Annotated in this window: 21 protein-coding genes; 5 read left to right on the plus strand and 16 right to left on the minus strand. The window is 62.9% G+C overall.

Annotation, left to right across the window (positions count from 1 at the left end):
* Window positions 1-115 precede the first annotated feature (115 nt).
* The 3 genes from BJI47_RS12990 to BJI47_RS13000 are packed head-to-tail and all read left to right on the plus strand — an operon-like array spanning window position 116 to window position 4,727.
* Entirely contained in the window at window positions 116-1,420 is a 1,305-nt protein-coding gene (locus BJI47_RS12990; RefSeq protein ID WP_088944248.1) for a hypothetical protein, read from the plus strand.
* Window positions 1,421-1,473: 53 nt separating this feature from the next.
* Entirely contained in the window at window positions 1,474-2,412 is a 939-nt protein-coding gene (locus BJI47_RS12995; protein ID WP_254900593.1) for a glutamate ABC transporter substrate-binding protein, read from the plus strand.
* Window positions 2,413-2,414: 2 nt separating this feature from the next.
* Window positions 2,415-4,727, plus strand: a complete 2,313-nt coding sequence (locus BJI47_RS13000) for a serine/threonine-protein kinase (RefSeq protein ID WP_088944115.1) — start codon at window positions 2,415-2,417, stop codon at window positions 4,725-4,727.
* Here the strand turns inward: BJI47_RS13000 and BJI47_RS13005 are convergent.
* Window positions 4,716-5,900, minus strand: a complete 1,185-nt coding sequence (locus BJI47_RS13005) for an acetate kinase (protein WP_088944116.1) — start codon at window positions 5,898-5,900, stop codon at window positions 4,716-4,718. The genes BJI47_RS13000 and BJI47_RS13005 overlap by 12 nt on opposite strands.
* Window positions 5,897-7,972, minus strand: a complete 2,076-nt coding sequence (pta, locus tag BJI47_RS13010; protein WP_088944117.1) for a phosphate acetyltransferase — start codon at window positions 7,970-7,972, stop codon at window positions 5,897-5,899. The genes BJI47_RS13005 and pta overlap by 4 nt, the downstream gene beginning before the upstream one ends.
* A 61-nt stretch (window positions 7,973-8,033) precedes the next feature.
* On the opposite strand from pta, the gene BJI47_RS13015 reads away from it, so the two are divergent.
* The gene (locus BJI47_RS13015) at window positions 8,034-8,552 is read left to right on the plus strand and encodes a nitroreductase family deazaflavin-dependent oxidoreductase (RefSeq protein ID WP_088944250.1); all 519 of its coding nucleotides are present in this window, start codon (window positions 8,034-8,036) and stop codon (window positions 8,550-8,552) included.
* Window positions 8,553-8,782: 230 nt separating this feature from the next.
* On the opposite strand, the gene fgd is transcribed toward BJI47_RS13015, so the two are convergent.
* The 3 genes from fgd to BJI47_RS13030 all read right to left on the minus strand — a co-directional run bounded on the left by fgd (window position 8,783) and on the right by BJI47_RS13030 (window position 11,050).
* The gene (fgd, locus tag BJI47_RS13020) at window positions 8,783-9,796 is read right to left on the minus strand and encodes a glucose-6-phosphate dehydrogenase (coenzyme-F420) (protein WP_088944118.1); all 1,014 of its coding nucleotides are present in this window, start codon (window positions 9,794-9,796) and stop codon (window positions 8,783-8,785) included.
* Window positions 9,797-9,897: 101 nt separating this feature from the next.
* Window positions 9,898-10,239, minus strand: coding sequence for a YidH family protein (locus BJI47_RS13025; RefSeq protein WP_088944119.1), 342 nt, complete (start codon window positions 10,237-10,239; stop codon window positions 9,898-9,900).
* Between the two features lie 103 nt (window positions 10,240-10,342).
* On the minus strand, window positions 10,343-11,050 hold the full coding sequence (locus BJI47_RS13030) for a GNAT family N-acetyltransferase (RefSeq protein ID WP_088944120.1): 708 nt from the start codon (window positions 11,048-11,050) through the stop codon (window positions 10,343-10,345).
* A 172-nt stretch (window positions 11,051-11,222) separates the two neighbouring features.
* On the opposite strand from BJI47_RS13030, the gene BJI47_RS13035 reads away from it, so the two are divergent.
* On the plus strand, window positions 11,223-11,429 hold the full coding sequence (locus BJI47_RS13035) for a dodecin (protein WP_088944251.1): 207 nt from the start codon (window positions 11,223-11,225) through the stop codon (window positions 11,427-11,429).
* A 74-nt stretch (window positions 11,430-11,503) separates the two neighbouring features.
* On the opposite strand, the gene BJI47_RS13040 is transcribed toward BJI47_RS13035, so the two are convergent.
* The 11 genes from BJI47_RS13040 to BJI47_RS13085 all read right to left on the minus strand — a co-directional run bounded on the left by BJI47_RS13040 (window position 11,504) and on the right by BJI47_RS13085 (window position 20,572).
* A complete protein-coding gene (locus BJI47_RS13040) occupies window positions 11,504-11,836 on the minus strand; it encodes an alpha/beta hydrolase (protein ID WP_368655892.1) in 333 nt (110 codons plus the stop codon).
* A 5-nt stretch (window positions 11,837-11,841) separates the two neighbouring features.
* Window positions 11,842-12,000, minus strand: coding sequence for an alpha/beta hydrolase (locus BJI47_RS25005; protein WP_368655893.1), 159 nt, complete (start codon window positions 11,998-12,000; stop codon window positions 11,842-11,844).
* Between the two features lie 45 nt (window positions 12,001-12,045).
* A complete protein-coding gene (locus BJI47_RS13045) occupies window positions 12,046-12,369 on the minus strand; it encodes a multidrug efflux SMR transporter (protein WP_088944121.1) in 324 nt (107 codons plus the stop codon).
* The gene (locus BJI47_RS13050) at window positions 12,369-12,716 is read right to left on the minus strand and encodes a multidrug efflux SMR transporter (RefSeq protein WP_254900579.1); all 348 of its coding nucleotides are present in this window, start codon (window positions 12,714-12,716) and stop codon (window positions 12,369-12,371) included. Before BJI47_RS13050 ends, BJI47_RS13045 begins: the two co-directional genes overlap by 1 nt.
* A gap of 70 nt (window positions 12,717-12,786) precedes the next feature.
* Entirely contained in the window at window positions 12,787-13,914 is a 1,128-nt protein-coding gene (locus tag BJI47_RS13055) for an LLM class flavin-dependent oxidoreductase (RefSeq protein WP_254900580.1), read from the minus strand.
* Complete coding sequence (locus BJI47_RS13060) at window positions 13,911-14,687, minus strand: DUF1684 domain-containing protein (protein WP_088944124.1); 777 nt, start codon at window positions 14,685-14,687, stop codon at window positions 13,911-13,913. The genes BJI47_RS13055 and BJI47_RS13060 overlap by 4 nt, the downstream gene beginning before the upstream one ends.
* Window positions 14,684-16,045 carry an NtaA/DmoA family FMN-dependent monooxygenase gene (locus BJI47_RS13065; protein ID WP_088944125.1) on the minus strand — a complete coding sequence of 454 codons (1,362 nt, stop codon included), beginning with the start codon at window positions 16,043-16,045 and terminating at the stop codon, window positions 14,684-14,686. The genes BJI47_RS13060 and BJI47_RS13065 overlap by 4 nt, the downstream gene beginning before the upstream one ends.
* On the minus strand, window positions 16,045-17,157 hold the full coding sequence (locus BJI47_RS13070) for an LLM class flavin-dependent oxidoreductase (RefSeq protein WP_088944126.1): 1,113 nt from the start codon (window positions 17,155-17,157) through the stop codon (window positions 16,045-16,047). The genes BJI47_RS13065 and BJI47_RS13070 overlap by 1 nt, the downstream gene beginning before the upstream one ends.
* Entirely contained in the window at window positions 17,150-18,745 is a 1,596-nt protein-coding gene (locus tag BJI47_RS13075; protein ID WP_088944127.1) for an ABC transporter ATP-binding protein, read from the minus strand. Before BJI47_RS13075 ends, BJI47_RS13070 begins: the two co-directional genes overlap by 8 nt.
* Entirely contained in the window at window positions 18,745-19,605 is an 861-nt protein-coding gene (locus BJI47_RS13080) for an ABC transporter permease (RefSeq protein WP_088944128.1), read from the minus strand. The genes BJI47_RS13075 and BJI47_RS13080 overlap by 1 nt, the downstream gene beginning before the upstream one ends.
* Window positions 19,598-20,572, minus strand: a complete 975-nt coding sequence (locus tag BJI47_RS13085) for an ABC transporter permease (RefSeq protein ID WP_088944129.1) — start codon at window positions 20,570-20,572, stop codon at window positions 19,598-19,600. Before BJI47_RS13085 ends, BJI47_RS13080 begins: the two co-directional genes overlap by 8 nt.
* Window position 20,573: the final 1 nt, after the last annotated feature.

Genomic DNA, 20,573 nt, shown 5'->3' on the forward strand with positions numbered 1-20,573 from the left:
GACAGCCACAATCTCGAGGGGTTCAGGCCGACACGTCAGCAGGAAGAAAGATCGAGGCTAGGTGAACCTTCCAGTAGGCGTACGGACGGTCGCTCCGGCTTATATGCTCGGTGCTGTGATTGTGGTCGGCACTACGCCCTCGGCTGCCGTACCTCCTACGACGGCTGCCGTGACGTCGGAGGCCGATTCTCGACGCGAACTGCAGCGGCTGATTCGGTCCACTCCGGCGCGCATGATCGCGCTGGGATTGATACTCGTCATCGCGTTCGTGATCACCGGTACCGCTACGTCCATCTCGGTATCGGAGCGAGCTCGAACCCTCGACACCCTTCTCGTACGGACCGAGCCACTCGCCAACTCGGCACAGAACCTCTACGGCGCACTGTCCGTTGCCGACGCGGCTGCCTCGACTGCTTTCATCGCCGGCGGGTTGGAGCCCAGGGACGTTCGCGATCGATACACCCAGGCGATCGGAAATGCCGGCACCGAATTGATCCGAGCTTCCGACGGGCTCGCGGTTACCGACGACGCAGCGCGGACGGTTCTCATGGAGATCGGCGCGGGCCTGCCGGTGTACACCGGACTGGTGGAGACTGCTCGTGCCAACAATCGCAGTGGCAATCCCGTCGGTGCGGCGTATCTGGGTGAGGCGTCGACGCAGATGCAGTCTTATCTGCTGCCCCGTGCCGAACGCCTATACGCCGAGCAGGCCGCCCGGGTATCGAACGACCAGGAACGCTTCGTCAATCCACCGTTCGTGGCGATCGGTCTCGTTGTGGTGTGCCTGATATTGCTGGTCCTCGCGCAGATATACCTTTCTACCCGCACCCGCCGAAAGCTCAACGTGGGATTTCTCGGCGCCTCCCTGGCGATCTCGCTTCTACTCGGGTGGATGTTGGTGGCGGGGCTTATTTCTTCGATAGCCACCGACCGCGCACTCGACCGCGGTGTTGCCCCGCTGCAGAAACTGACCTCCGGGTTCATCCTTGCGCAGCAGGCCCGCGCCGACGAAACACTCAACCTGATCCGACGTGGAAGCACCCGAGAGTTCGACGCGGAGTTCGCACAGAACACCGACCGTTTGACCGAGCTGTTTGCAGACAATGCCGATATGACCGGTTCGGTCGCCGCGTGGAAGGCCTCGCACGAGCGGATAGACCAGGCACTCGCCGTCGGCGATTTCACTACAGCTGTCACCGTGGCCACCGGCAACGGTGTTCAGGATTCCTCGACCCAATTCCGCTTGCTCGACACGATGCTCGACGACGGAATCGCCGGCGCACGTGCTGAGCTGCGTGGCAATGTGGTTCGCGCCAAGTCGGTCCTGACCGGACTTGCCTCGGGTGCGATCGTCCTCGCCGTCGCCGCTGCCGCCACAGTCGGAGCGGGGCTCATTCCGAGGTTGCGTGAGTACCTGTGAATAATCCTGTCCCCCTTCGTTTCTCGATTGCAATCCTCGCGGTTGTCGGTGCACTGATCGGGGGATGCGCAACCGAGGACGCGGTACCGGACGTTCCCGCCCTCAGCTACACCGAACCACCGCTGCCCGACGGCGCAGGTCCCGCGGCCAACTCCACCGAACCGTCGACCCCGGATCCCCAGTGCAATCGCCCCACCGCCAGCCTGCGGCCGATACCGCCCGAAGCAGCCGGTCGGAATGCCCCACCGATGCCGACCGTCGACGCGATCAAAAAACGTGGACGTCTGATAGTCGGGCTCGATGCCGGTAGCAATCTGTTCAGCTTCCGCGACCCGATGACCGGAAAGCTCGTCGGATTCGACGTCGACATCGCACGGGAGATCTCCCGCGACCTGTTCGGCGATCCGGATCGGGTGGATTTTCGAATAATGTCCTCCGCCGAGCGGATCGAGGGACTGCAGGATTCCACGGTCGACATCGTGGTGAAAACCATGACGATCACCTGTGCCCGTAAAGAGGATGTGTCGTTCTCCACCGTGTACTTCCAAGCGCAGCAACGTGTTCTGGCGGTCAAAGGGTCGGGGATCAACGGTGTCGCCGATCTCGCGGACAAGCGGGTATGTACGGTGGACGGCACGACGTCACTGCGCCGACTGCAGCGCATAGTACCGACTGCACAAATCGTCACGGCCTCGATGTGGTCGGATTGCCTTGTCGTGCTTCAACAACGCCAGGTCGACGCAATCAGCACCGACGACGCAATTCTTGCCGGTCTCGCCTCGCAGGATCCATACCTCGAGATGGTAGGCGCCAGTTTGAGCCCTGAGCCCTACGGTGTCGGAATCAAGAAGGAGAGCGAAGACTTGGTCAGATACGTCAACGGCACCCTCGAGCGGGTTCGGTCGGACGGCACGTGGAATCAGTTGTACGGCAGGTGGCTCACGGTGATGGGTACTTCACCGGGCCCTCCCGCACCTACGTACGTCGACTGATCATGGGCGATCCCGACACACCTACCGGCCCGGCGACAGCCCCGGCCGCGGCACCCGATTTCACCGACCGCACCCAGGCCGTCGAGAGAACGCCTGCAGCGGACCGGACCCAGGCGGTGGAGCGAACGCCTGCATCCGTTCGCCGGTCGGATCGGACATCGGGGCGTGTGCGTTCCGGCCGCACGCGCGGTACCGGGATCAGGCGACGGCTCGGCGCCGGTTTGGTCGACGTCCCTCGGGTGGATCCAGTGGATCCGGCCACGGCCGTCATGCAAGATCCCACGGTTCCGCAGCGAAAAAGATTCTGCTGGAAATGCAATGCACCGGTCGGCCGAAGCGCGGAGGGAGAACCGGACAAGCCTGCGGGAACGTGCGCTCGCTGCGGTTCCCACTACGACTTCTCACCACTGCTCGAACCCGGCGACTTGGTGGTCGGACAGTACGAAGTGCAGGGATGTATCGCGCACGGCGGGCTCGGGTGGGTTTACCTGGCGATCGATCGCAATGTCAGCGATCGATGGGTAGTGCTGAAAGGTTTGCTCCATTCCGGCGACGACGAGGCGCATGCCGTTGCGGTGGCCGAGCGTCAGTTCCTCGCCGAAGTCGCGCATCCGGGCGTGGTGAAGATCTACAACTTCGTCGAACAACCACGCGCCGACGGCACCGATATCGGTTTCATCGTCATGGAGTACGTGGGCGGACGCTCGCTCCGAGACATCCTGCCGACACAAGACGAGCACAAACGTATGCCGGTGGAGCAAGCTATCGCATACGTCCTCGAGGTTCTGCCGGCGATGGCATATCTGCACTCCATCGGCTTGGTCTACAACGACCTCAAGCCAGAGAACATCATGGTGACCGACGATCAGATCAAACTCATCGATCTCGGTGCCGTCTCGGGAATCGAAGATTTCGGATTCCTCTACGGCACAGCCGGATACCAGGCTCCCGAGATCGCCAAGACCGGGCCGACCATCAGCTCCGACATCTACACTGTCGGCCGCACTCTTGCGGTTCTAACGCTGGAGATGCCCTCGAGTGGGGGCAGATACGACGCCGGCATTCCTTCCGCCGACGATCACGAGTTGCTGCGCACCTATCCGTCGTTTCATCGCTTACTGCAGCGTGCCACCAATCCCGATCCATCACAACGCTTTTCGACGGCGGAGGTTTTGGCAAGCCAGGCGACCGGGGTTTTACGTGAAATTCTGGCGTTGAAGACGGGAACCGAACGGCCTGGTCTGTCGACGGCGTTCAGTCCGCCTCGTACTACGTTCGGCACCGAGGAATCGGTGGGCCGCACCGACACGTACGTCGACGGGAAGGTCAGGGGCGAGAAGATCAACGGCCGCGAGATCGTCACAGCGCTGCCCGTACCGCTGGTCGATCCCACCGACCCGAGCGCACCGCTGCTCGCCGCGTCCGTACACAGTGAACCCCAGCAGACTCTGGATTCGCTGGCGCATGCACGTCGCAACGGTATCGAGCGCTTCGCCGACGGCTCGTCCGGTGGTCTGGAGATCACGCTCGCCGAGGTCAAGGCACACCTCGACCTCGGTGATGTCGGAGTTGCCAGTTCGGTTCTTGCACAGGTCCGCACCGACGGGAACGATCCCTGGCGGGTCGAGTGGTACGCGGGCCTCATCGGACTGCTTCGTGGCGAATTCGGCTATGCCTCGATGCATTTCGAGAAAGTTCTCGACGCACTTCCCGGGGAGCTCGCGCCGAAGATAGCCCTCGCGGCCACTGCCGAACTCATCAGGGAAGGTACCGAGAAGCTCGATACCGACGAGCGCGAAAAGTGGCGAGCGTACGCCGAGTCCTACTACCGGACAGTGTGGCGAACCAACCGCGCAATCGTCAGCTCGGCCTTCGGTCTGGCGCGGCAGATGATGTATCGCGGAGATTTCGAAGGCGCGGTAGCCGCTCTCGACCAGGTGCCGATCAGCTCACGCCACTACGCCGTCGCGCGGATGACCAGCGTCTTGATCATCTTGATGGACCGACCATCGAAAGATTTGGAGGAGAGAGACTTTCGCGAGGCAGCGCGTCGCGTCGCAATGTTGCCACGCGGGGAGAGCCGTGCACTGCAGATGCGAACGTTGGTGTTGGCCATGGCGGTGGACTGGGTGCGATCCGGGCACGCCGTCGCCGAGGAACGCCAGCCCATCCTCGGCTCGCCGTTCACCGAAACGGGCCTGCGTACCGGCACCGAAGCGGGACTACGCGCGCTGGCCCGCAATGCCACCGACCGAGCCCACCGCTTCACCCTGGTGGACCTGGCCAACGCCATCAGGCCGCGATCAGTGTTCTGACTGCACCAGCTCAGCTGCTGCCCGCGCGATGGCCAACTCCTCGTTGGTCGGCACCACCAGAACCGTCACCGCCGACGCATCGGTCGAGATGACCCGAGCCTTCTTGCTGCGCAGTGCGTTCCGCTCGTCGTCGATCTCGATCCCGAACCCACCGAGACCTGCCAGCGCGGCCGCACGGACCGCTGCGGCATTCTCACCCACCCCGGCAGTGAAGGTGATGACGTCGAGTCGGCCGAGGTCGAGCATGTAGGCACCGATGTACTTGCGCAAGCGATGGATGTAGACGTCGAATGCCAGGGTGGCGTCGGCATCACCGTCGTCGATGTGTTGCTGCAGTTGCCGGAAGTCGTTGACACCCGCCAGCCCTTTGAGCCCCGACCGTCGGTTGAGCAGCTCGTCGATGGCGTCGACCTCCATGTTCGCGCTGCGACGCAGATGCATGACGACGCCTGGGTCGATGTCGCCACTTCGCGTGCCCATCACCAGGCCTTCGAGTGGCGTCAGACCCATCGACGTGTCGATCGGCGCACCGGCCCGGATCGCCGAAGCGGATGCCCCGTTGCCGAGGTGCAGAACTATCTGATTCAGATCCTCGCGACCCAAGAACTCCGATACCTGCTGCGACACGTATTCATGGGAGGTGCCGTGGAATCCGTATCGGCGAATGTCGTGCGCTTTCGCGACGTCACGGTCGATTGCATACGTCGACGCGGCCGCGGGAAGACCATGAAAGAACGCGGTGTCGAACACTGCGACGTGCGGAACGTCCGGCAACTGCGCCCGCGCAACCTCGATACCGAGCACGTTCGGTGGATTGTGCAGTGGCGCCAGGTTGGACAGATCAGATATCTGCTTCAGTACACCGTCGTCGATAAGGGTAGGCCGGTAGAACACCTCACCGCCGTGCACCACTCGGTGTCCGACGGCGACGACATCGGACCCCAGTTCTACGCCCGCCGCAGCAAGCATGTCGAAGGCGATCGCGAGACCGACCCCGTGATCGGCGATCTTTTGAGTCTTCTTCGTTTCCTCATCGAGGTAGTCGAGGGTCACGTGCCCCTCTGGTTCACCGATCTGCTCCACGAGCCCCGACGCGATGGAGTCGCCGCTCACCGGGTCGAGAAGTTGGAACTTCACCGAGGACGAGCCCGAGTTGACGACGAGCACACTCATTGTTCGATCTCCTGGGCTTGGATGGCCGTAATGGCAACAGTATTGACGATATCTTCCACCAGGGCACCACGAGAGAGATCGTTCACCGGCTTCCGCAGGCCCTGCAGCACCGGGCCGACAGCGATGGCACCGGCACTCCGCTGTACCGCCTTGTACGTATTGTTCCCGGTATTGAGATCGGGGAAGATGAACACCGTTGCGCGTCCTGCCACCACGGAATTGGGAAGCTTCGACTTGGCGACCGAGGGTTCGATCGCAGCATCGTATTGAATGGGCCCCTCCACGAGCAGCTCCGGGCTCCGTTCGCGGACAAGGACGGTAGCCGCACGAACCTTGTCCACGCCGGCACCGGTTCCGGAATCACCGGTCGAATACGACAGCATCGCCACGCGCGGTTCGATACCGAATTGCGCGGACGTCTGCGCCGAGGAGATGGCGATGTCAGCCAACTGCTCGGCCGTCGGATCGGGAACGATGGCGCAATCACCGTATGCGAGAACTCGATCCGACAAACACATCAGGAAGATCGACGACACCGTGTTCACCCCTTCGGCCGTCCTGATGATCTCGAACGAAGGCCTGATCGTGTGCGCGGTGGTGTGCGCGGCACCGGACACCATGCCGTCGGCGATTCCCTTGTGCACCATCATCGTTCCGAAGTACGAGATATCGGTCATAACTTCGCGGGCACGCTCGATGGTCATACCCTTGTGCTTACGCAACTCGGTGTACTCCGCGGCGAACACTTCCGCGTAGTCCGAAGTTGCCGGATCGAGCACCTGCGCGTCGTCGAGCTGGACGCCCAGTTCCGCGGCCCGACGACGGATCGGCCCCTCTTCGCCGAGGAGCGTCAACTGCGCCACCCGCCGCTGCAACAAGCGGCCGGCCGCACGCAGAATCCGATCGTCGTTGCCCTCTGGCAACACGATGTGTTTGCGATCGGCCCGGGCGCGGTGAATGAGCTGGTACTCGAACATCTGCGGGGTCGTGACCGCAGGGATGGTGAGTTCGAGGCGGTCGAGGAGCACCTTGGCGTCGACCCGCTGTTCCATCAGCGAGATCGCCGTGTCGACCTTGCCCTGCGAACCCACCGCCATACGACCACGAGTGTTGGCCGCAGCCGACGCCGTGTCGAACGTTCCCAGCGCGGTCGTCAGAATCGGAAGCCGCGGTCCCAGTCCGGCGACGAGACGCGCGATTGCCGGATGCGGGGAAATGCCGCCGTTCATGATGATGCCCGCAAGCGACGGAAAACCCTCGGCCTCATGCGCATTGACCATGGCCAAAAGGACGTCGGACCGGTCTGCGGGCGCGATCACGACCACACCTTCGCTCAACCGCTCGAGAATATGCTCGGCCGTCATGCCGCCGACCATGACCCGCAACGCTTCACGGCGCAACAGCTCGGGGTCGCCGCTGTACATTTCGCCATCGATCGCCGTCAGCAATTCCGCCATCGTCGGCGCGACGAGCAACGGAACTTCCGGCAGAGTCCACGCAGGCACACCGAGCGGCTCCAGCGCGGTCGCGATCTCGTCGAGCCGGTCCGGATCACACCGGTTGGCCACGATCGCTGCCAGATGCGCGTGATGCGCGCGGAGCTCGGACTTGCACAGCTCGGCGTACTGCGCGACTTCTGTGACCGTTCTTCCCGAGCCGCGCAACGCCAACAGCACCGGGGCACCCAGATTGGCGGCGATCCGCGCGTTGAATCCCAGCTCACTCGGGCTACCGACATCGGTATAGTCGCTGCCGACGATCACGACGGCATCGCACTGCTCGGCTACGTCGTGGAACCGCGAAACTATCTCGCCCAGGGCCATATCCGGATCGGCGTGCACTTCCTCGTACGTGACGCCCAGCGACTGCTCGTAAGTCAGATCCGCAGTGGTGTGGTCGATGAGCAGTTCGAGGATGTAATCGGTTCCTGTGGTCGAGCGCGCAATCGGCCGGAACACACCGACCCGTGCCGCCGAAGCACACAACATCTGCAGCACCCCGAGCGCAATAGTCGACTTGCCGGTGTCACCCTCGGGTGAGGCGATGTAGATGGAGGAAGCAGACTCGGCCATGCCAGCCAGACTAGCCGGTGCGGTATTGACAGACTGTTACCCGCAGCGCGCATCATGGGTCATGGCCGAATCACCATTCCCAGACGTCCGCTGGGGCAGCGAGAGCAGTATCATCCGCAAACCCGCCATCGCATTCGCAGCAACGAAACCGGGATCGTGGGTCATCCGACACCTCGCCGGGGTGGACCGTCGGCTCCTCGAACGTACCGACGGCAGGTTCACTGTCCTCGGGCCCATCGCCGCACCCGTCGTACTGCTGTCCACCACCGGCTGCAAGTCCGGCAAGATTCGAAGCAGCCCACTGTTGTACTACCGGGAAGACGATCGACTCTTCGTCGTCGGCAGCAACTTCGGCCAGGATCATCACCCGGCGTGGACGTCGAACCTGTTGAAAGAGCCTCGCGCCACCGTTGCGATCGGCGGTAAGCGGATCCCGGTGACAGCGACACCAGTCACCGGCACCGAGAAAGTTCGGATCTACGCAGCGTTCGCCGACATCGCCCGGGCCTACAGCGAATACCAAACCCGGACCGACCGCGATATGCGGATGTTTGCGCTGTCGGCTGACGCTGCTTCCTGACCGCTTCTCGACCGCTTCCCGACCGCTTCTCGACCGCTTGAATGGTCCATTCATACGATCAGTCAGCTTGAAGCGCACATTCAAGCGGTGGATGTTCAGCCCCACCCACCGCTTGAATGGTCCATTCATACGATCAGATAGCTTGAAGCGCACATTCAAGCGGTGCACATTCAAGCGGTGCACATTCAAGCGGTGCACATTCAAGCGGTGCACATTCAAGCAGCGAACCGTCAGCCAAGCTTGCGAAGCCTCGGTGCCAAATCCTTTTCGAACAGTTCCAGGAACCGCTTCTGATCGTGTCCGGGCGCATGGAAGACCAGGTGATTGAGTCCTGCGTCGGTGTACTGCTTGACCTGTTCGACGGCGTCGTCCGGGTCGGAGGCGACGATCCAACGCTTCGCGACCTGCTCGATCGGCAGTTCGTCGGCTGCCTTCTCCATTTCGATCGGATCTTCGATCGAGTGCTTCTGCTCCGGGGTCAGTGACAGCGGCGCCCAGAACCGGCAGTTCTCCAACGCCAATTCGGGATCGGTGTCGTAGGAAATCTTGATCTCGATCATCTTGTCGATCTCGCCCGAGTCGCGCTCGGCTTTGCCTGCGCCTTCCTCGACGGCCGGGAGCAGTTTGTCGGTGTAGAGCTCCATACCCTTGCCCGAGGTACAGATGAAGCCGTCGCCCGCTCGACCTGCGTACCGCGCTACGACGGGTCCGCCTGCCGCGATGTAGACCGGAATTCCGCCTTCGGGGACGTCGTAGATCGATGCGCCCTTGGTTGAGTAGTAGTCGCCTTCGAAGTCGACGCGGTCGCCGAGCCACAGTTCACGCATCAGGCGCACCGACTCACGCAGCCGCGCGAACCGTTCCTTGAAGTCCGGCCACTCGCCCTTGTATCCGGTGGCGATCTCGTTGAGCGCTTCGCCGGTGCCGACTCCGAGCATGATGCGTCCCGGGTAGAGGCAGCCCATGGTCGCGAAGGCCTGTGCGATGACCGACGGGTTGTAGCGGAATGTCGGCGTCAGCACCGAGGTTCCGAGCTGGATGGTCTTGGTGCGTTCGCCGACCGCAGTCATCCATGCGAGCGAGAACGGTGCGTGTCCGCCTTCGTGGCGCCACGGCTGGAAGTGGTCGCTGACGGTCGCCGAGTCCATGCCGTGCGCCTCGGCGAGAACACCGAGTTCGACGAGATCCCGTGGACCGAACTGCTCGGCCGACGCCTTGTATCCGAGCTTCAGAGCCTGTGCCACGCGCTACTCCTTCGTTAAATGTCACTAATGCCTCGATTGTGCCCTTCCCGCCGTGGCGACGAACACACCGGTCCTCGTCCTACGTGATACCGAGCGCAGTCCTAGGTGATACCGAGCACCGTGACGACTGCGGCCAGGATTGCAATGACTCCGATGCCGACGGAGAAAATCCACAGCTCCGACGCCTCTGGCATCGGCGCCCCTCGCTCGAGGGCGTGCTTGACTTGCATCCAGCGTCGCAAGCCGACGAAGGCTGCGGCCCCGCCCATCACGATCAGCGTCAAGCCGAGACCGGTCCGCACCCATCCGGTGCTGAAATCGGGAACCAGATGTACGACGGCGATGCCGCCGGCGAGCAGGCCGAGAGCTGTGCGCATCCACGCGAGGAAGGTGCGTTCGCTGGCGAGTGTGAAACGCTCGTCCGGGCGGTCGGGTTGAGTCATGCCCCCATCGTGCCCCAGTTCCCCATCGTGCCCCAGTTCCCCATCGTGTTTCAGATCCCCGTCGTGTTTCAGATCCCCTTGTATCCGAGATGGCTTGAACGCACTAGGCAGGCGTGCGCGCCAAGGTCAGCAGAGATTGCTCTCGGAGGACGAACCCGATCGACAGATACAGCCTGATTGCGCCGACGTTCGCTGCCGATGCGTGCAGGAACGGCATCTCGCCGCGCTCGCGGATACCGTGCCCGACAGCGCGGACGAGCTGGGTAGCGAGCCCTCGTCCGCGATACGCCGGATCGGTGCAGACCGCGCTGATTTCGGTCCATCCCGGTGGATGCATCCGTTCGCCTGCCATGGCGACCAGCGCGCCGTTTTCGCGGATGCCCAAGTAGGTGCCGAGCTCGTACGTTCGCGGTAGGAACGGGCCAGGCTGTGTGCGGGCGATGAGGGCTTCCATGTCGGGGACGTCGTCGGCACCGAGCCGGACGGCCTCCGGCAACGGACGGGTCTCGAGGCCACTGCCGTCGAGCTGCACGATCCCGAACGTGTCGATCAACTCCCAGCCGTCGGGAAGGGTGTGCCCGGTACCCCGAAGCGATACGACGGCGCGGGGTCCGAACAGGGTCCGGACGTCCTTCCAGTCCTGCTCCTCCATCGGAGACGGGTGTCCGAGGAACGGCGCGACCTCGGGGTCGAATCGCGAGACGCGACCGAGGGTCTGGGCGAACCTCTTGTGTTCGCCGCGCAGCGACCCGACTACTGGATTGTCGAGAGGGTGCACGCCCTGTGTTTCCTCTACTACCTGTGAACTCACTCGTTCCGACCTTTCTCGTGGGGCTATGACGTGCAACGTTTCGACGGGCAGTCTCCATCCCGATAGCCGAGAAACTCCTCCGCGCGCGAACGTAATCGGCGGTTTTGGTTTGGAACCGTCGGGCATCGGAGAACATGGGTTCAGGACATGTCACCTAGTGAAACGAGAGAACATGAGCGACAACATCTACCGTGTGACAGAGATCGTCGGAACCTCGACGGAGGGTTCGGACGACGCCATCCGCAAGGCCATCGCGCGCGCGAACTCCACGTTGAACAATCTCGATTGGTTCGAGGTCGTCGAGACGCGTGGGCATATCGAGGAGGGGGCAATCGCTCACTTCCAGGTCAAGATCAAGGTCGGCTTCAAGCTCGAATGATCTTGGCTCAACCTGGATAGCCCCGAGGACGCACGCGCGCGAGTGCCGTCGTACGCCTCGGGGTGCGCGGTAGGTCAGCCGTGCCATGCCCGGTCCTCCTCTTCGGTCGGTTCTGCTTGTTCGAGTACGAAATTCGCGATCGACGCTGCCGTCCGCCGATACCCGGTCTCGTTGAGGACGTCGTGGCGCGCACCGGGAATTTCTCGCAGTGTCAGGCTCGGTACGACATCGGCCCACCGTCGCACACCCTCGATCGGGGCCACTCGGTCCAACGTGCCGTGCACAGCCAGGACCGGAAGCCGCAGCGAGATCAGGTTGGAATCGAATCGCTTCCACGCCAGTGGCAGTTCTTGCGCTAGAAGCGCTCCCGCATCGCTACGGACGAAGGCAAGCGGATCGTTGACCAATGCGGTTAGAACTCGACACCGTCCGAACTCAACGAGTCCGCGAGACGGTGGTACAGGCCGGAATGCTCGCCGTACCCGTGCAGAAACACCACCGACACCCGTGGGGCCTCCGCAGCCCAATGCCGGTAGTAGATCGGACCCGATACCCCGTCGAAGAATGGCACATCCACAACTCCATCACTGCCTCATGTGCGCGTCAACGGTTCGGATCAGCTCGCGGCCGATCCGACCTCGATCAGCAGGACACCACCGATGATGAGCGCAATTCCGGCCGTCATGATCCAGGTGAGAGGCTCCTTGAACAGCACCCGTCCGGCAATGGCCGTCAACGCAACCCCGCAAGCGGCCCAGACTCCGTACGCGACGCCGATGGCCATCCCTGCGGAGAGTGTCAGTGACAGCAGCGCGAATGCGGCGATGTATCCCAGCACAACCGGGATCAGCCACAGTTTCACTCGCCCGCCTTCCGATGCTCGTAGTGACAGCGTCGCGGCAACTTCGGTGGCGATTGCACCTGCCAACAACCACCACATCAGATGTCGACCTTGCGTGCTGCACGTCCTGAGCCGACTTCGACGAGAACCACTCCTCCGATGACGAGGACGATGCCCGCGACCATGGTGACGGTCAATGGTTCACTGAAGACGGCAGTGCCGAGTATCGCGGTCAGCGCGATACCGGCTGCCGCCCAGATGCCGTAGGTCTTGCCGATCGGCGCTCCGCTTCGCAAGATCATCGACAGCAGTACGAACGAAGCTCCATATCCAGCCACCACCACCGCGTACCAGGCTGGGGCATCGAGTGCTGCCTTCAACGACAGGGACGCCGCGACCTCGGTGGTGATGGCAGCGGCCAACAGCGCCCATACCCGCGTGCTCACTTCGTTGCCTGCATACCGATGATGGTCCCACCCCCCTGCAAGTGAGCGCCGCTGCATCCCTGGTTGTCTCCTACTCGCGTAAGTGCGGCAGACCCCATTCCTTGCCGAGCAATTCGTAGGACCGAAGCCTGTCACCGTGGTCGTGCGTTACCGTCGTCACCACCAGTTCATTCGCCCCGCTGGCTCGCTGCAGACCATCGAGCTTCTCGGACACGGTCGCAGCCGAGCCCACGAATTGCGTCGAGGTTCGATCTCGAACCAGAGCGAATTGCTCCTCGGTAAGTGGCTCGATCCCTTCGGGCTTCGGATACGGGATCGCACCATGACCGCTGCGAATGCTGTGCACCCACTGCGGATACGACGCTGCCAGATCCAGTGCTTCGGAATCGGATTCGGCGACAACCACATCGGCAGAGACGATGAAATACGGCTCATCGAGAACTGAGGACGGTACGAACGCCGCCTTGTACGCCTCAACTGCGTCCAGTGTCGTGCCTGGGCTCACGTGATAACTCGCAACGAACGGCAACCCACGCGCGCCGGCTACCTGGGCGCTCTGCCCCCCACTGCTGCCGAACAGCCACAGTTCGACCTCGGCACCCTCACCCGGAGTTGCGGTGAGCGCCACACCCGAAGACGTCTCGTACTTCCCGCGCAAGAGATCGACGATGTCGTCGAGTTGGTCCTCGAAGCCCGGGGCCTGCGCGCCTGGCTGTTGAAGAATCGACGCAGACGCGAGGAACCGTTCGGAGAGAATCAGGCCTTTCGTCTCGAATGGTTCGGGAAACAGGATTCCCTCGACGACGCGCGCTTGCCTGCGCGTGACCGGATTATCCTTGCCTGCGAGCGCTTCGGCGTGACGTTGACCTGATCGGCCGATACCGAGGTCGATCCGACCAGGGTAGAGCGCGTCGACAGTGCCGAAGGATTCGACAACCGACGCGGCAGTGTGATGGCCGATCTGAACGGCCGCGGATCCGACGCGGATTCTGTTGGTCGCCGATGCGATCAAGCCGATCAGTACCGCAGGCGAAGAACTGGCGGTCGCGACGAAGTGGTGCTCGGCCACCCAGTAGCGCTCGTAACCCCACTCCTCGGTCCGGCGTGCGAGGTCGAGAGTGTTTCGGAGCGCCTGGCGGACCGTCGACCCTTCGCTGATCGGCGACAGATCCAGTACCGAGAGCGGGACTCTGCTCACAGGGCTCGTCCTTGGCGTGGGTTCTTCTCGCCTGCTTCGACTGCGACCGACAACTTGTTCTCGGCAGGCGCGATCGGGCAGGTCGCAAAATCGGTGAACGAGCATGGGAGATTCGCGGCTCGGTTGAAATCGAGCACGACAGCGCCGTCGGCCGCAGGTTCGGCGACCGAAAGGGCACGCGCCGCCGGGTAGGTCGTCACACCGCTGGTGGCGTCGGTGAACAGAATCTGCAGGCCACCGCTCTTGCCGCCGAATGCCACGAACTGCTGTGATCGGGAGTCGAGTTCGAAGTCGATGACACCGACGGCAGTATGGTGATGCTCCAGGCCTTCCACGACGGCACCCGTGGTGACGGTGCGAGTTTGCTCGTAGGGCGTGAAAGTGCCTCGAACATGCCACCTCTCGTCGGGGTCGTAGGTCGGGATTCCGGCGAACGACTGCAGATCGGGCGACTTCGGATCATGTACCCGAAGTGCGACCGAGCCGGTGCGACGGATCACTTCGATGCGGCGGTCACCGTCCTCGACGAGGATACCCGGGGCACCCTCGACGGGTTCCACTGTCTCCGTGCCTTCGGCCCTCTCGATATGGACGGCGGCCTCGGTCGCGCGCCACCGCCAGGGGAGGTCGGCGATGGACTCGAATTCATCTGTCAACCAGTATAATCCGGTCAATGCGACCCACCCCAATGGGTCGCGGTAGAAGCTCTCTCGCTCACTGTGCCACTCGGCCCAGGAAGCCTCGAAGGTCTTTCTCTCCGCAGCGTCGGTCATGATGCTCGCACTCCTTCTCGTGTGTCGTGTGGGTGAGCAACATCGAGGTGCTCACGCAATGTGGTGCCGGCGTATTCGGTCCGGAAGCTTCCGCGTTCCTGAAGCTCAGGCACTACCCGGTCCACGAATTCGTCCAACCCGGCCGGGGTGATGTGCGGTACGAGAATGAACCCGTCGCACGCATCGTTCTGTACATATCTGTCGATCTCTTCGGCAACCGAGAACGGTGTGCCGACGAACTGCTGACGCGTCGTGACCTCGATGATGAGCTCACGGATGCTGAGGTTTCCGGCTTCGGCGCGCTCACGCCAGTCACGAGCAACGGCCACCGGGTCGCCATGGCGAACGCGCCCCCGGGTGATGTTCGCATCCTCTGCTGGATCTTCCTTCGGCAGTGGGCCGTCGGGGTCGTACTCGGACAGATCGCGTCCCCACACCTGTTCGAGGAACGAAATGGCGGTCTGCGGCCCGACCTGCTGGCGACGAAGTTCGATCGCGCGCTCGTCGGCTTCGGCAAGGGTGTGACCGAGTACGAACGTTGCGGCCGGCAGAACTTTGAGATCACCGCGCTCACGGCCGTATTTCGCCAACCTGCCCTTCACATCGGCGTAGAACTTCTGCCCGGCCTCCAGAGTCCCGTGCACGGTGAAGATGGCATCTGCCTTGGCTGCGCCGAACTCGCGACCTTCGTCGGAGTCGCCGGCCTGCAACAGCACCGGATGTCCCTGTGGGCTGCGGGGAACCGTGAACGCCGCGTCGATATCGAACTGCGGTCCGGTGTGCCGAACCTGCGTGATCGATTCCCTGCGAGCGAACACCCCATTCTCACGATCGATTTCGACGGCTTCGGCGCTCCAGCTGTCCCAGAGTTCGCGCGCCGTGTCGATGATCTCGTTCGCCCGAACGTAACGGTCGGCACGGTCGAGATAGCCGCCGCGTCGAAAGTTCTCACCGGTGAAGGCATCGGAGGATGTCACCATGTTCCACGCGGCGCGACCGTCGGAGAGATGATCGAGCGAGGCGAACTGTCGGGCGATCTCGAACGGCTCGTTGAATGTCGTGTTGATGGTTCCGGCAAGACCGAGATGTGTGGTGACCGCTGCCAGCGCATTGAGGACGATGAGGGTATCCGGACGTCCGACGACGTCCAGGTCGTGAATCCGGCCCTGATGCTCGCGCAGACGCAGCCCTTCGGCGAGGAAGAAGAAGTCGAAGAGGCCACGTTCGGCGGTCTGGGCGAGATGAACGAAGGAGTCGAACTCGATTTGGCTTTTCGACGCCGGGTCCGTCCACACGGTGGTGTTGTTGACGCCAGGAAAGTGTGCGCCGAGGTGAATCCGTTTCTTCTGTTGTCCCATTACTTCGCTTCCTTTGCTGTGTATCGATTTACCGGGCGGGGAAGGCCGAGACGTTCGCGGAGCAACCCTGTTCGAGAGCACGGCGACCAAGACAATTGCGGTAGAACGTACGTCGCGATAGTCGGCAGGGTCGATGCGAGCGCGAGTGGACGAAATGTGACACCGTCCATGACCCCGGATTCGAATATCTGCTCGAGCAACACCCGAAGCCCTTCTGCGTCGCCATGAAACGCGATCGACTCCGGAACCTGCTCCGCCCACGCGTTCAACTGGTCGAGATCTGCTGCTGCCGTGTCGGATACGAGGACTTCGAGGTCCAACACCACCAGCACGGTCGCGGGATCACGACCGGCTGCGACGACCGCGCGGCGCACCCGCCCGGCGAGCACGGCAGCAGCGTCGAGCGTGGGTGCGGCGATGCGCACGATGTCGGCTCTCGACGCAGCCACCGAGGACCCGTCTCCGACGCGGATGGCCACCACGGGCTGGCCCTGAGGCGACCGGGGCGTGATCGAGGGCCCTTTGACCGAGAAGAAATCACCTTCGAAGTCGATGTAGTGCAATTTGTCTCGGTCGATGAATTTGCCGGTCGCTGCATCGCGAATCTCGGCGTCGTCTTCCCAGCTGTCCCACAGTCTGGTGACGACCTCGATCGCATCGTCGGCTTCACGCCACAGGCTGGCTGCAGGCTGCACGGGCTTGCGACCGAACGCGTCGGCCACCGCCCGGTCCTCGGAGACCTCGACTTCCCATCCTGCGCGCCCGTGGGACGCGAAGTCGATGCTCGCGATCTGTTTGGAGATGTGGAACGGCTCGGTGTGGGTGACCGTGACGGTAGGAATCAGCCCGATCGAGTGTGTCGATGCCGCCGCCCGCGCTGCGATGGACGCGGCGTCCAGTCTTCCGAGTTCCGAGCCTGCACCGGACTGCAGTGCGAAGGAATCACCGATGAAGGCGACGTCGAAACCGGCGCGGTCCACAATCTCGAGATGATCGGTCCAATACTTCGAGGTGAACAGCTCCTCGGCACGCGAGTCGTGACGACGCCACGCCTGCGGGTGGATACCGGCGCCGTGTAAGTCGACTCCGATCAGAAATTTACCGTCAGACATCGATGGTCTCCTTCTCCCGGGAATGCCCGGGGACAGCTGCGAGCAGCTCGCGGGTGTAATTGTGCTGCGGGGAATCGAAAATTGTTGCAGCCGAGCCAATCTCGACAATTCTTCCGGCCTGCATCACGGCAACGGTGTCGCTGATCTGCCGCACGACGGCGAGATCGTGCGAGATGAACAGGTAGCTCAGCTCGAGCTCGGTCTGCAGATCGTCGATCAGGTCGAGTATCCGAGATTGCACCGAGACGTCGAGCGCGGAGACCGGCTCGTCGAGGACCAGCAGATCCGGTCTCAGCGCCAACGCCCGTGCAATGGCAACGCGCTGACGCTGACCGCCCGACAGTTCGGCCGGTCGGCGCCGCAGATGTTCCTTGGACAGGGCCACCTGGTCGAGGAGTTCGATCGTCCGTGCCGAACGCTCTGTAGAGGTCCCGATTCGAAAAGCGTCGAGTGGTTCTCGAACTATCGCCTCGATATCGAGCTTGGGATCGAGTGATGCATAGGGATTTTGGTAGACGATCTGCACTCGACGACGTAGCGCGCGCAGACCTGCCCGGCGAAGCGAAGAAACTTCGGTACCGTCGAACTCGACCGATCCGGAGGTCGGAGTTTCGAGGCCGATCGCGATGCGCGCGAGCGTCGATTTACCCGAGCCGGACTCTCCCACCAGCGACATGGTTCGACCGCGCTCGACCGTGAGAGACACCGACTCGATCGCGTCCAAGCTCGCGGCGCGTCCGATTCGGAATGTCTTCGACAGATCCTTGATCTTCAGAATCGGCTCCGACGCCAAACGTGGTTGACGCAGTTCTCTGTTCAGGCTCGGCGCCGCTGCCAACAGAGCCTCGGTGTACTCGTGCTGCGGGTTGGACAGGACATCTGCAGTGAGACCTGTTTCGACGATGACGCCGTTGTGCATGACAACCACACGGTCCGCACGTTCGGCCGCGACACCCAGGTCGTGGGTGATCAGCAGAACGGCGGCACCGCTCTCAATTATTCGTGCATCGAGGTGATCGAGAATGCGTCGCTGCACGGTCACATCCAGCGCGCTTGTCGGTTCGTCGGCGATGATCAGTTCCGGTCGGCACGCCAAAGCGATTCCGATGAGCACGCGTTGCCGCTGGCCCCCTGACAGATCCTGCGGGTATTGACGCGCCCGCAGTTCCGGGTCGTCGATTCCCGCCTCGGCAAGAACGCGAACGGCTTCGATCTTCGCGGATCGCTTGGTGGCGAGTCCGTGCACGCGGAGCACCTCGGCGACCTGCTCACCGATGCGGATGACCGGGTTGAGCGAGGTGGTCGGGTCCTGGGGCACCAGGGCGATGTGCGCGCCACGCAGCCGATCGAACGTCTTCTCGGAAGCGTCGTCGATCCGGCGACCGTCGAAATGCACCGAACCGCCCGTGATGTGGCCGGAGCCGGACAGCAGACCGATGATCGCTTGCGCCGTGGTCGATTTGCCGGAGCCGGATTCACCGACGATCGCGACGACTTCGCCTTTGCCGACCGTCAGGCTGACGCCGCGGACGGCCTGCGTGTCTCCATAGGAGACCGCGAGATTGTCGACTTTCAGTACCGGGATCATCATGAGTTCCCTTCGATTGCATGGCCTACGCGGTGCGCGGACAGGACGACAACGACGATCACGAGCCCCGGCAGTGTCGTCATCCACCACGCCGTCGCCAGGAAGTTACGACCCTCGGAGATCAGCGACCCCCACTCCGGCGTCGGCGGCACTGCACCGAATCCGAGGAAGCTCAGTGCCGAGACCGCGAGGACTGCCATCCCGAATTCGACTGCGGCAAGAGCGATCACCGGCGCATACGAGTTGCGAAGGATGTGTCGACGAAACACGTCGTACCACCGAACGCCGGACGCGTATGCCGCCTCCACGTAGAGCGAGCGCCTCACCCGCAGCACTTCGGAGCGCATGACACGCGCGAAGTTGGCGATGAGAGAGACACCGACGGCGATAGCCACGTTGCGTGTACCGAAGCCGAGCGCGGTGATGAGTGCCAGCGAAAGCAGCAGAGCCGGAATCGACAGCAGCACATCGACGATACGCATCAGGATGGCGTCGAGAAGGCCGCCGACTGCACCGGCAAGCAGACCGATCGAGGATCCGACGATCAGGGCGATCGCGACGGCGAACAACGTAGCGGTCAAGGACAGGCCTGCACCGTGGACGACGCGTGTGTACAGGTCACGGCCGATGTTGTCGGTTCCGAACCAATGCGCCGCGCTGGGGCCCTGCAGCTTTTCGGCGGGGACGCCCTCGAGCGGATCGCCACTGGCGAACACTGAGGGAAACAGCGCGAACCCGACCGCGAGCAACAGAACCACCACCGACGCTGCCAGCCAGATGTTCTCCGAGAAGGACCGGCTCGGACGCTTCTTCGGCAACGAGCGCGTTGTGTCGACGGGGCGAGTCAGGATGTCAGACATGCACAACCTCTTTCTTCGGCTGCGGCGACGTGTACTCCGAGACGATCCGCGGATCGATCAGGGGATAGAAGAGGTCGACGGCGAGATTGACGAGTACGAAGACAAGCGAGATCGACACGACGACGCCCTGCACCACGGGTATGTCCTGCGCCATGACCGACGTCTGTGTCAGTCGCCCGACACCCGCACGCGAGAACACCGTTTCGACGACGACCGACCCCGCCAGCAGATTTCCGACGAGCACTCCAGCAATGGTGAACGCTGGGATGGACGACAATCGCGCCACATGTTTGGCCTGCACCCGAAGACGCGAAACACCCTTCGCCCGAGCCGATTCGACGAACGGTTGCCGCCATGTCATCGTCATCGACGTGGCGAGGACCGAAGCGATCACAGCTCCGGTGGGTAGTGCCAGCGTGATCGCCGGAAGGATCAGCGAAGGCACGCCCTGGTCACCGAACGCCGGAAACCACCGTAGTTGGAACGAAAACGCCTGCAGGAGAACGAGCCCTACCCAGAATGTCGGCACCGCGACACCCAGTGGCGGGATCGAGAACAGCAAGTTCCTGAGCCAACCGATCTTGGTGTACGTGGCGAAGAAGGCCACCGTGCCGCCGAAGAGCAGCGCCAACACCAAGGCGCTCGTCGCCAAAGCCAACGTAGACGGCACTGCGTCGAAGATGGCCGTCGTCACCTTCTGCCCGGTGGCAATCGAGAATCCGAAGTCACCGCGCACGGCGCCGCTGAGCGAGTGCCAATACTGAACCCACACGGGTTGGTCGAGACCGTAGCGCGCCTGCAGTTCGGCGATAGCAGCCGCGTCGACCGGGGTGCCGGAACCTGCCGAGTCGGCGGCGAGAGAAACCGGGTCGGATGGAAGTAGAAACAACACTGCGAACGACACAGTGAACGCAGCCCACAGGACCAGAATTGCTTGTCCTACGCGCTGTGCCAGGTAGCGAATCATG

This window comes from Rhodococcus sp. 1168, assembly GCF_002091955.1.
Taxonomy (GTDB): domain Bacteria; phylum Actinomycetota; class Actinomycetes; order Mycobacteriales; family Mycobacteriaceae; genus Rhodococcoides.